10 protein-coding genes are annotated in these 11,681 nt (G+C 68.7%); 8 read left to right on the top strand and 2 right to left on the bottom strand.

Going from position 1 to position 11,681, the window contains the following annotated elements; genetic code table 11:
- Nucleotides 1-5: 5 nt before the first annotated feature.
- Together AUL35_RS18270 and AUL35_RS18265 are read right to left on the bottom strand one after the other, a co-directional pair.
- The gene (locus AUL35_RS18270) at nt 6-1,547 is read right to left on the bottom strand and encodes a sugar ABC transporter ATP-binding protein (RefSeq protein ID WP_062017510.1); all 1,542 of its coding nucleotides are present in this window, start codon (nt 1,545-1,547) and stop codon (nt 6-8) included.
- Entirely contained in the window at nt 1,544-2,194 is a 651-nt protein-coding gene (locus AUL35_RS18265) for a DUF2291 family protein (RefSeq protein WP_062017508.1), read from the bottom strand. Before AUL35_RS18265 ends, AUL35_RS18270 begins: the two co-directional genes overlap by 4 nt.
- A gap of 197 nt (nt 2,195-2,391) precedes the next feature.
- On the opposite strand from AUL35_RS18265, the gene AUL35_RS18260 reads away from it, so the two are divergent.
- The 8 genes from AUL35_RS18260 to AUL35_RS18225 all read left to right on the top strand — a co-directional run bounded on the left by AUL35_RS18260 (nt 2,392) and on the right by AUL35_RS18225 (nt 11,667).
- Nucleotides 2,392-3,357: a sugar-binding transcriptional regulator gene (locus tag AUL35_RS18260; protein WP_062017506.1), complete on the top strand. Its 966-nt coding sequence runs from the start codon at nt 2,392-2,394 to the stop codon at nt 3,355-3,357.
- Between the two features lie 52 nt (nt 3,358-3,409).
- Complete coding sequence (locus tag AUL35_RS18255) at nt 3,410-5,032, top strand: FGGY-family carbohydrate kinase (RefSeq protein ID WP_062017504.1); 1,623 nt, start codon at nt 3,410-3,412, stop codon at nt 5,030-5,032.
- Nucleotides 5,033-5,055: 23 nt separating this feature from the next.
- Nucleotides 5,056-6,573 (top strand): glycerol-3-phosphate dehydrogenase, encoded by a 1,518-nt coding sequence (locus AUL35_RS18250; protein WP_062017502.1) that lies wholly within the window; start codon nt 5,056-5,058, stop codon nt 6,571-6,573.
- Nucleotides 6,574-6,593: 20 nt separating this feature from the next.
- Nucleotides 6,594-7,526 carry a sugar phosphate isomerase/epimerase gene (locus tag AUL35_RS18245; RefSeq protein ID WP_062017501.1) on the top strand — a complete coding sequence of 311 codons (933 nt, stop codon included), beginning with the start codon at nt 6,594-6,596 and terminating at the stop codon, nt 7,524-7,526.
- 190 nt (nt 7,527-7,716) lie between these two features.
- On the top strand, nt 7,717-8,730 hold the full coding sequence (locus AUL35_RS18240; RefSeq protein ID WP_062017499.1) for a sulfate ABC transporter substrate-binding protein: 1,014 nt from the start codon (nt 7,717-7,719) through the stop codon (nt 8,728-8,730).
- Between the two features lie 107 nt (nt 8,731-8,837).
- Nucleotides 8,838-9,728: a sulfate ABC transporter permease subunit CysT gene (gene cysT, locus AUL35_RS18235; RefSeq protein WP_062017496.1), complete on the top strand. Its 891-nt coding sequence runs from the start codon at nt 8,838-8,840 to the stop codon at nt 9,726-9,728.
- Nucleotides 9,718-10,617, top strand: a complete 900-nt coding sequence (gene cysW, locus AUL35_RS18230; protein ID WP_062017494.1) for a sulfate ABC transporter permease subunit CysW — start codon at nt 9,718-9,720, stop codon at nt 10,615-10,617. Before cysT ends, cysW begins: the two co-directional genes overlap by 11 nt.
- Nucleotides 10,618-10,629: 12 nt before the next feature.
- Nucleotides 10,630-11,667: a sulfate/molybdate ABC transporter ATP-binding protein gene (locus AUL35_RS18225; RefSeq protein WP_062017493.1), complete on the top strand. Its 1,038-nt coding sequence runs from the start codon at nt 10,630-10,632 to the stop codon at nt 11,665-11,667.
- Nucleotides 11,668-11,681: the final 14 nt, after the last annotated feature.

The following is an 11,681-nucleotide window of genomic DNA, read 5'->3' as shown; positions in this document are numbered from 1 at the left end:
GATACTCAGTGCGTCTCGGCGACCAGGGCCTCGCCGGAGGCGGCCATGATCTCTTCCTTGGTGGCATCGGAACCGAACTCGGCCGAGATGCGGCCCCGGCGCATCACGACGATGCGGTGCGCGACCGATAGACACTCCCCGACCTCGGAGGTGGAGTAGACGACGGCGAGCCCGCGGGCGGCGCCCTCAGCCAAGAGGCGGAAGACCTCGGCCTTGGCGCCGATGTCGATGCCCCGGCTCGGCTCGTCGAGAAGCACGACACGCGGATCGGTCGCCAGCATCTTGCCGATCACGACCTTCTGCTGGTTGCCGCCCGACAGCGAGCCGATCGGAGCCGCTCCACCGTCGGTCTTGATATGCACGTCGCGGATTGATTCCTCGACGATCGCGCGCTCGCGGCGCCGCGAGGTGAAGAGGCCGCGCGTGAACTCTCCGATACTGGCGAGCGACAGGTTCTCGCCGACCGACATGGTCTGGACGAGACCGTCGCGCTGCCGGTCCTCCGGCACGAGCACGAGGCCGCGCGCGATGCGCTGGGCGATCGACAGGCGCCCGACATCGGCGCCGAGAAGCTTCATCTCGCCGCCAGCGGCCGGCACGCGCCCGGCGGCGCATTCGAGGAGCTCGGTGCGACCCGCGCCCATCAAGCCGTAGATGCAGACGATCTCACCCGCGCGCACGTCGAGCGACAGCCCGTCCACGACGAAGCGTCCGCCCTGGCCGGGATCGGCGACGCGGATGTCGCGAAGCGACAAAGCGACGTCGCCCATCGGATAGCCGCCGGGCGGCGATCCCAGGTCGAAGTTCTCGCCCACCATGTTGCGCACGATCCACTCGAGGTCGATCGCGGCGCGCGGCGCGCTCGCCGTCATCGTGCCGTCGCGCAGCACCACCGCATGGTCGGTGATCTGCAGGGCTTCCTCGAGATGATGGGAGATATAGACGATCGAGACGCCCCGGCTCTTCAGGTCGCCAATCACCTTGAACAGGACTTCGACCTCAGAGGCGCTGAGCGCCGAGGTCGGCTCGTCCATGATGAGGATACGCGAGTTCACCGAGAGCGCCCGCGCGATTTCGACGATCTGCTGCTGCCCGAGGCGCAGGTCCTCGACCGGGGTGAGGGGATCGATGTCCTCTTCCAGCTCTTCCATAAGAAGGCGCGTCTGCCGCTCCTCCTCGGCGAAGTCGACGCCCAGCGGACCGCGCAGCTCGCGGCCCATGAAGATGTTGTCGCGCACCGAAAGGTTGGGCGCGAGGCTGAGCTCCTGATGAATGATCGAGATGCCGAGGTCGCGCGCGTGCGAGGAGGACGAAAAGCTGACCGGCGCGCCGTCGAGGACGATCTCGCCCGCGGTCGGCTTCACCACGCCCGACAGAATCTTCATGAGCGTCGACTTGCCAGCGCCGTTCTCACCGAACAGCGTCGTGACCTCGCCGCGACGCACGTCGAAGTTGACGCCCTTCAGCGCATGGATGTTGCCGTAGGACTTCGCGACGTTGCGCGCCGACAGGACGACCGCGCCGCCGGGCGAGGCGGGCGCGCTCACTGGACGCTCAGGCGAACCGGCGTGACCAGCCAGTTCTTCGGGTTGATGAGCTTGAAGACGCCCGTGACCGCGACCGTCTTGCCCTGGAGGTTCGCCGTGTCGACGCTCCCGAGCACCGTCGCCTTCATCGCGTTGTTCAGGGCCGAGCCCGCGTTCTGGTACTCGATCTGGTTGCGGAACTGGCCGAACACGATGTCGCCCGTGGCATCACGAAGGTCGGTGCCGTTGATCGCGGGGCCGGTCTGGACGCGGATCGTGACGTCGGCGGGCACGCCCTCCACCGTGACGGGATAGACGCCCGAGCGGGCCTCGCCGGCGACGCCGGTGAACTTCACGGGGATGACGGGCGCGGCACCGGCGGCGACGCCGTACTGCTTGCCGGCCGCCGCCTTGTCGGCGAGTGCGGCGGGCGCGAGCGTGCTAGCGTCGACCGCGCGGCTCTCGACGCTCGACTGGACCTTGGGAAACTCGGCGGTGCCGAAGGCCTCCGGCGAGAACACGTCGTCCTGAACGTGCTCGTCCGAGCCGATGCGCACGACGCGCGTGTCGAGCGCCATCGCGGCCAGGAGGGCCACGACGGCGACGCCTGCGACGACGCCTTTGATCCCGCGGCGCGCGGGGCGGTGGGGAGCCGCCTCGGTGGTCATGCACTTCCTCCCGAACAGTCGTGAGCGTCATGGCCGGGCCGGCTCGTGCCAGCGCGTCCTCAAGCCCACCGCAGGACCCGGCATGGCGGGCCTGCGTCCTTCTCTCATGTCCACATCATGTTGACAGAATCGCGCAAAGCGCAATATTTTTCTTTCAATGAAATTTTTTGCACCGCAGCGGATCGAGGCGAGACGCGATGGCGAAGGTCCAGGCCAAACGCGACAGTGACGACGGCCTGGCCGTTCGCGCGGCTTGGCTCCACTACGCCGCGGGGATGACGCAGGCCGAGGTGGCCCAGCGCCTCGGGCTGTCGAGCGCGAAGGCGCATCGCCTGATCGCGTGGGCCTACCAGAACGGCGTCGTGCGGGTATCGGTGTCGGGTCCCGTCGCCGAATGCGTGACGCTGGAAATGGCGATCGCCGAGCGCTTCGGCCTCGGCAATTGCGAGGTCGTTCCCGATCTCCACGAGGAAGGCCTGCCGCTGCGTGCGCTCGGCCTTGCGGGTGCCGAGTTCCTGCAGCGGGAGATCGAAGGGCTCGGCACGGGCGTCGTCGGCATCGGTCATGGCCGCACGCTCGCCGCGGCCGTCGCGAGCCTTCCGCGCCTCGAGGCGCCGGAGGTGCGTTTCGTGTCGCTGATGGGCGGCCTGACGCGCAACTACGCCGCCAACCCCCACGACGTCATGTACCGGCTCGCCGAGAAGACCAGCGCGGCTGCCTATGTCATGCCCATCCCCTTCTTCGCCAACACCGTGGGCGACCGGGCGGTCCTGCTCGAGCAGCGCGGTGTCGGCGAGGTGTTCGACCTGGCCGTGCGCTCGGATCTCATGGTGGTCGGCATCGGCACCGCGCAGCCCGACACGCAGCTCGTCTCGACCCGCATGATCCTGCCCGAGGAGATCGCGGACGTGCGCGCCAGCGGTGGCGTCGGCGAGATGCTCGGACACTTCTTCGATGCCGAAGGGGCGCCGGTGGAGACCCTTCTGACGGCCCGCACCATCTCGCCCGAGATCGCGCACCTGCGCGGTCGCCGCATCGTGGCGCTGGCCGGTGGTGCCAGCAAGGTCGAGGGTGTGCGCTCGGTCCTGCGGAGCGGCCTCCTGACGGGTCTCGTCACGGACGAGCGCACCGCGCGGGCGCTGGTGGACACGAGGGCGCCCTAGAAGAGGCGCGGGGAGGAACGGATGACGGTTTTTCGGAACGAGGCGATCCGGCATGGCTGAGCGCGGCGATCTTCTCGTCGGCATCGACGCCGGCACGTCGGTCATCAAGGCCGTCGCCTTCGATCTGGACGGCAACCAGGTCGCGAGCGCGTCGGTCCTGAACCGCTACCGCGAGGGACCGGACGGCTCGGCCGTGCAGTCGCTCGCGCAGACCTGGAGCGACTGCGCGGCCGCCTTGCGCGGGCTGGGCAAGCGGGTCGAGGGGCTGGCCGCGCGTGCGCTTGCCCTTTCCGTGACGGGGCAGGGCGACGGAACCTGGCTGGTGGGCGCGGGCGACGAACCGGTCGGCGACGCCTGGCTCTGGCTCGATACGCGCTCGGCGCCCACCGTGCGACGGCTGCGGCGGCATCCGCTCGACCGCGCCCGCTTCGAGGCGACCGGCACCGGCCTCAACACCTGCCAGCAGGGCTCGCAGCTCGCCCATATCAAGGCGCACCAGCCCGAGCTCCTGGCGCGCGCGGAAGCGGCGCTCCACTGCAAGGACTGGCTCTATCTCAAGCTGACGGGGGTTCGCGCGACCGACCCGTCGGAGGCGAGCTTCACCTTCGGCGACTTCCGGACGCGGCGCTACAGCGACACCGTTCTGGAAGCGCTCGGCCTGACCGACGAGCGTCGGCTCCTGCCCGAGATCGTGGACGGGACACAGACGACTCACCCGCTGTCGGAGGCGGCGGCGCGCGACACGGGCCTTCGCGCGGGAACGCCGGTCAGCCTCGGCTACGTCGACATGGTGATGACGGCGCTCGGCGCCGGCGTCCATACGAACGAGCCGGGCGTCGCCTGCTCGACGGTCGGCTCGACGGGCGTCCACATGCGCGCCGTGACGTCGGACGAGGTCGTGCTGAACCCGGAAGGGACGGGCTATGTCATCGCGCTGCCCGTGCCCGGTCTCGTCACGCAGGTGCAGACCAACATGGCCGCGACGCTCAACATCGACTGGATCCTCGGCGTCGCCGGCGATCTCCTCGCGGATTTCGGCCAAACCGTCTCGAAGGGCGACCTTGTCGGGCGCATCGACGGCTGGATGGCGGCGAGCGAGCCCGGCGCGCTCCTCTACCATCCCTATATCTCGGCAGGCGAGCGCGGTCCCTTCGTGAATTCCGACGCGCGCGCCGGCTTCCAGGGCCTGTCCAGCGGCCACCGCTTTCCCGACCTCGTGCGGGCGGTGGCGGAAGGGCTCGGCATGGCGACGCGCGACTGCTACGCGGCGATGGGTGACATGCCGGCCGAGCTGCGCCTGACGGGCGGGGCGGCGCGCTCGCGCTCGCTGCGCGCGGTGCTGGCCGCCAGCACGGGCGCCCCGGTGCGCGTCTGCTCCCGCGACGAGACGGGCGCCGCGGGCGCGGCCATGATGGCGGCGGTCGCGAACGGCGTCTTCCCGGACATGGATGCCTGCATCCGTCGCTGGGTCGTACCGCTCCTGGGCGCCCCCGAAGCGCCCGACGCGTCGCTCAACCGCCGCTACGAACAGCTCTACGGCGCCTATGCCGACGCCCGCCGCGCGCTGGAGCCCGTGTGGGCCCGCATGGCGGACTACCGTGAGGCGACGCTGCGCGCCGATCCGGGTGCAGGACATCCGGGCGAGCCCGCCGAGATGGCGCTCGGGGCGAACTGATGGATCGAGAAGGAAGGCAAGCCATGTCCCAAGCGACGATGGTCGATCTCGTGGTGGTGGGCGGCGGGATCAACGGCGCGGGCATCGCCCGCGACGCCGCCGGTCGCGGCCTGTCGGTGATCCTGTGCGAGAAGGACGACCTGGCCGAGGGCACCTCGTCGCGCTCGGGCAAGCTGGTGCACGGCGGCCTGCGCTACCTAGAATATTACGAGTTCCGGCTTGTCCGCGAGGCGCTGATCGAGCGCGAGGTCCTCTTGCGCAACGCCAGCCACATCATCTGGCCGATGCGCTTCGTCCTGCCGCACTCGCCGGACGACCGCCCCGCCTGGCTCGTGCGGCTCGGCCTCTTCCTCTACGACCACCTGGGCGGCCGCAAGCGCCTGCCCGGCACGCGCACGCTCGACCTCAGGCGCGACCCCGAAGGGGCGCCGATCCTCGACAAGTACACGAAGGGCTTCGAGTATTCCGACTGCTGGGTCGACGATGCGCGGCTCGTGGTGCTGAACGCGGTGGACGCCGCGCGCCACGGAGCCGAGGTCCTCACCCGCACCGCCTGCACGAGCCTGCGCCGCGACGGCGACGCCTGGGCGGTAGAGTTCACGGACCGGGCGACCGGCGAGCGGCGGCAGGTGAGGGCGCGCTGCATCGTCAATGCGGCCGGTCCCTGGGTCAACGACATCGTCGGCCGCGTGGCAGGCCGCAACTCGAGGCGCAACGTGCGCCTCGTGAAGGGCAGCCACATCATCGTGCCGAAGTTCTGGGAAGGCGACCATGCCTATCTCGTCCAGAACAACGACAAGCGCGTCATCTTCATCAATCCCTACCAGGGCGACAAGGCGCTGATCGGCACGACCGACATCGCCTACGAGGGCCGACCGGAGGAGGTGAAGGCCGACGAAGGGGAGATCAGCTATCTCCTCAACGCCGTGAACCGCTACTTCAAGGAAAAGCTGCGGCGCGAGGACGTTCTCGAGACCTTCTCGGGCGTGCGACCGCTCTTCGACGACGGCCAAGGCAACCCCTCGGCCGTCACGCGCGACTACTCGTTCGACCTCGACGAGGCCGAAGGCGCGCCGATGCTCAACATCTACGGCGGCAAGATCACGACCTTCCGCGAGCTGTCCGAGCACGCCATCGAGCGCGTCGCCAAGTTCTTCCCGCAGATGAAGCCGGCCTGGACCGGCAACAGCCCGTTGCCCGGCGGCGACATCGAGAACGCGGACTTCATCCAGTTCGCCGAGGATATGCGCGAGGCCTATCCCTGGATGCCGCGCTCGCTCGTCTACCGTCTCGGGCGCCTCTACGGCACGATCGCCCGCGACATCATCGGCCCGGCCACGTCGATGGACGGTCTGGGCCGGGACTTCGGCGGCGGGCTCACGGAGAGCGAGGCGCGCTACCTCGTCGCCCGGGAATGGGCGCTCACCGCCGAGGACGTCCTCTACCGCCGCACCAAGCAGGCGCTGCAGATGACGGCCGATGAACGGGCCGAGTTCACGCGCTGGTTCGACGACCACGTCGCCGTCGCCCGCGCTGCCTGACCTCAAGAGATCCCGACCCGATGCCCTTGACGCTGTCGCTGAACACCAATCCGCTGGTCAACCGTTTCGCCGACCCCGACGACCTGATCGAGACCGTCGCGCGCGACCTGCGCATCCGTGACATCCAGCTGACGCACGAATTCATCAACCCGTCCTGGCCGGCGCCCGTGATCCGCCGGCTGACGCGCGGGATGGCGGCGGCGCTTGCGCGCACGGGCGTGCGGGTCACCTCCGGGATGACGGGCCCCTACGGCCGGCTCAACCATTTCGGTCATCCCGACCGCGACGTGCGACGCTACTATGTCGACTGGTTCAAGACCTTCGCGGACATCACGGCCGAACTCGGCGGCACCTCGGTCGGAACGCAGTTCGCGATCTTCTCCTATCGCGACTTCGACGACGAGACGCGACGCGAGGAGCTGACGCAGATCGTGATCGACTGCTGGTCGGAAGTCGCCGAGCATGGCCGGGCGGCGGGTCTCACCTCGGTCTTCTGGGAGCCCATGTCGATCGGCCGGGAGTTCGGGCCGACGATCCGGGAGACGCTGGCGTTGCAGGAGCGCCTTTCGGCCGCGCACATGGCCATCCCGATGTGGATGATGGCCGATATCGACCACGGCGACGTGACGTCGCCCGATCCCGACGACACCGATCCCTATGCGTGGGCGCGCGCGGTGCCGCCCGTCTCGCCGATCATCCACATCAAGCAGTCGAAGTTGGACAAGAGCGGGCACCGGCCCTTCACCGCCGAGCACAACGCGACGGGCCGCGTCCAGCCGGAGCCGCTTCTGCGGGCGCTGGCGGACGGCGGCGCGCGCGACAACGAGATCTGCCTGGAGCTCTCGTTTAAGGAGCGCGAGCCCAACGACCGTCAGGTCATCCCGCAGATCGCGGAAAGCATCGCCTTCTGGGCACCGCATATCGACACGGGCGCGGCAGACCTCCGCGTGTGAGTCAGACGGGCACGACTCGATCGGCGGCCGGTTTTCGCTGTGCCGTACCGCGCCGGCGCGCAAAGCGGGAATGATCTGTCTGCAAGCGCGGTAGATTGAGTGGATCGTTTCTCCCAAGGCCGTCTAGGCTCGCCTAATGTCTCGTCATCGAGGTACGGGCGGCCGAAGGCGGCCGGGAAGGAGTTCATCCATGCGCAGGTTCACGACCCTTGCGATCGGCCTGGCAGCCATGCTGGCAACCGTCGGCCCTCTCTCCGCCCAGACGCTCCTCAACGTGTCCTACGATCCGACGCGCGAGCTCTACCGCGACTACAACAAGGCCTTCGACACGCATTGGCAGGCCGAAGGGCACGAGGCCGTCGGCGTGCGCATGTCGCATGGCGGCTCGGGCGCGCAGGCGCGCACGGTGATCGACGGCATTGATGCCGACGTCGTGACGCTGGCGCTCGAGGCCGACATCGACGCCATCGCCATGGGAACCGGCAAGATCCCGGCGGACTGGCGCGGCCGGCTTCCGCACAACTCGGCCCCCTATACGTCGACCATCGTCTTCCTGGTCCGCAAGGGCAATCCGAAGGCGATCCGCGACTGGGGCGACCTCGTGAAGGACGGCGTGGAGGTGATCACGCCCAATCCCAAGACCTCGGGCGGCGCCCGCTGGAACTATCTCGCGGCCTGGGCTTGGGCCAACAAGCAGTTCGGTGGCGACCGCGCCAAGACGCAGGACTTCGTGCGCCAGATCTACGGCCACGTGCCGGTGCTCGACACCGGCGCGCGGGGCTCCACCACCACCTTCGTCCAGCGCGGCATCGGCGACGTGCTGCTGGCCTGGGAGAACGAGGCCTTCCTCGCGCTGGAAGAGCTGGGCCCCGACCAGTTCGAGATCGTCGTGCCCTCGATCTCGGTCCTGGCCGAGCCGCCGGTCGCGCTGGTCGATGGCAATGTCGACGCGAAGGGGACGCGCGAGGTGGCGACCGCCTATCTCCAGTATCTCTACTCGCCAGAAGGACAGACCATCGCGGCCAAGCACTACTATCGCCCGGCGGAGCCCGCGTCGGTGACGGACCAAACGCTTCTGCAGCGCTTTCCGAAGCTCGATCTCGTCTCGATCGACGATCGACAGTTCGGCGGCTGGGCCAAGGTCCAGCCCGAGCACTTCGCCGACGGCGGCATCTTCGACCAGATCTACCGCCCGGCGAACTGACGCGATCCGCTGATCGCCGTCCGCGCGTCGACGCCCTGGCGTCGGCGCGCTAGCTTTCTGTCGGCCCGCCGCGAGGCATGGGCCGTTCTCACGTGCAGGACCAACGAATGGCTGTCAGCGCCGCCAGGCCGCGCATCCTGTTTCGCCGACCGAGCGTGGTGCCGGGCTTCGGCCTCTCGTTCGGCTTCACGCTCGCCTATCTCGGCCTGTTCGTGCTGATTCCCCTCGGGGCCCTCGCTCTTCGGGCAGGGGGCATCGGCGGCGATCAGCTCTGGGCGCTCGCGACGGACCGGCGTGTCCTGTCGGCGCTGAGGCTTTCCTTCGGCACGGCCTTCCTCGCCGCCTGCGTCAACGCCGTGTTCGGTCTTCTGATCGCCTGGGTCCTCGTGCGGTACCGCTTTCCCGGCCGGCGCTTCGTGGACGCGGCGATCGACCTGCCCTTCGCGCTGCCGACGGCGGTCGCGGGCATCGCGCTCACGACGCTCTACGCGCCCAACGGCTGGGTCGGGCAGCTCTTTGCGCCGAGCGGCGTCTTCGGGCCGCTGTTCGGGGAGAAGGGGCTGCGCATCGCCTATACGCCGCTCGGCATCGTGATCGCGCTCGTCTTCGTGTCGCTGCCCTTCGTGGTGCGCACGGTGCAGCCGGTTCTGGAGGAGATCGATCCCGAGATCGAGCAGGCGGCGGCCACGCTCGGCGCGAACCGCTTCCAGACCGTGTTCCAGGTCGTGCTGCCGGCCGTCCTGCCCGCGCTCACCACCGGCTTCGCGCTGGCGCTCGCGCGCTCCGTCGGCGAGTACGGATCGGTGATCTTCATCGCCGGCAACATCCCCTTCGTGTCGGAAATCGCGCCGCTGCTCATCGTCATCCGGCTGGAGGAATTCAACTACGGCGGGGCGACAGCCGTCGCCATGATGATGCTCCTCATCTCCTTCACCCTGCTTCTGGTGATCAATCTCGTTCAGGCCTGGAGCCGCCGGAGGACCGGACATGGCGCTTGACGCGACCCTCGACGAGACGAAGGCGGCCGAGGCGCCGCGCGTGGCGCGGCGCGAGGTGACGACCGAGAGGCCGATCGTCCGGGCGCTGCTGATCGGCGTTGCCCTCGTCTTCCTCCTTCTCGTCCTCTTCCTGCCGCTCGTCGCTGTCTTCACGGAGGCTCTGCGCAACGGCATCTCGACCTATGTCGAGGCGCTCAAGGAGCCTGACACCCAGGCGGCCGTGCGCCTGACCCTGACGGTCGCCGCCTTCGCGGTGCCGCTCAACCTCGTGTTCGGCGTGGCGGCGGCCTGGGCGATCGCGAAGTTCGAGTTTCGCGGCAAGGCCTTCCTGGTCACGCTGATCGATCTGCCTTTCTCGGTCTCGCCCGTGATCGCGGGCATGGTCTTCGTCCTGCTCTTCGGGGCGCAGGGCTATCTGACGCCGCTTGCGCAGGCGATCGGCCTCAAGGTCGTCTTCGCGGTGCCCGGCATGGTGCTGGCCACGACCTTCGTGACCTTGCCGTTCGTGGCGCGTGAACTGATCCCGCTCATGCAGGAGCAGGGAACCGGCGACGAGGAGGCGGCGATCTCGCTGGGTGCCGACGGTTGGCGCACCTTCTTCCTCGTGACGCTGCCCAACGTGAAATGGGCGCTCCTCTACGGCGTTCTCCTGTGCAACGCGCGCGCCATGGGCGAATTCGGCGCGGTGGCGGTGATCTCCGGCAAGATCCGGGGCGAGACCAACACGATGCCGCTGCAGGTGGAAATCCTTTACAACGAGTATGCCTTCTCGGCCGCCTTCGCGGTGGCGACGCTGCTCGCGCTGCTCGCGCTTCTCACGCTCTGCCTGAAAACCTTCCTCGAATGGCGCTACGCCGGCGAGATCAAGGCGACGCGTGGCGGCCACTAGGAATCATCACCGATGGATATTCGCGTTCGCAACATCCGCAAGGAATTCGACGGGTTCGCCGCGTTGCACGACGTGTCGCTCGACATCCGTTCGGGCGAGCTGATCGCCCTGCTCGGGCCGTCGGGCTCCGGCAAGACGACGCTCCTGCGTCTGATCGCCGGTCTCGAGTTCCCGAGCGGCGGCCAGATCCTCTTCGGCGACGAGGACGCCTCGGCCAAGAGCGTGCAGGAACGCAACGTCGGCTTCGTGTTCCAGCACTACGCCCTGTTCCGTCACATGACGGTGGCCGACAATATCGGTTTCGGCCTGCGCGTGCGAAAGGGCGACACGCGGCCGCCCAAGGCCGAGATCCGGCGCCGCGCGGAGGAACTCCTCGAACTCGTGCAACTCCCCGGTCTCGGCAACCGCTACCCCGCCCAGCTCTCCGGCGGTCAGCGCCAGCGCGTCGCGCTCGCCCGCGCTCTCGCGATCGAGCCGCGCGTCCTTCTCCTCGACGAACCCTTCGGCGCGCTCGACGCGAAGGTCCGCAAGGATCTGCGCCGCTGGCTTCGCGAGTTGCACGACCGCACCGGGCATACGACGGTGTTCGTGACGCACGATCAGGAGGAGGCGGTGGAACTCGCCGACCGCGTCGTCGTCATGAGCCAGGGCCATATCGAGCAGGTCGGCAGTGCTGACGACATCTACGACCGGCCCGAAAGCCCCTTCGTCTACTCGTTCATCGGCCAGTCGAACCGGCTGCCGGTCGAGGTGCGGGGCGGGGAGATCGGCTATCGCGGCGCCGTGATCGGGCGGACCGACGAGCACGACGGACGCTGGACGCTTTTCGTGCGTCCGCACGACCTCGACGTCGTGCCCGCCGAGGCGCCGGGCGTGCGCGGCACGATCGCACTTTCGCGTCGTTCGCATGGCAGCCGGATCGCGGAACTCGAGCTCGACGGAGGCGAGGGACGCATCGAGGTCGAATTGTCGCCGACGGACCCCGGCGAGCAGGGCCACGTGTTGAACCTACGGCCGCGCCACTGGAAGCTCTTCGCTCCCACTGCCTGAATGGTGGATAAGGA

Source organism: Aureimonas sp. AU4 (assembly GCF_001463765.1).
Classification (GTDB): Bacteria; Pseudomonadota; Alphaproteobacteria; order Rhizobiales; family Rhizobiaceae; genus Aureimonas.
The sequence above is the reverse complement of the archived record's forward strand: the minus strand, read 5'-3'. Positions and strand labels throughout refer to the sequence as shown.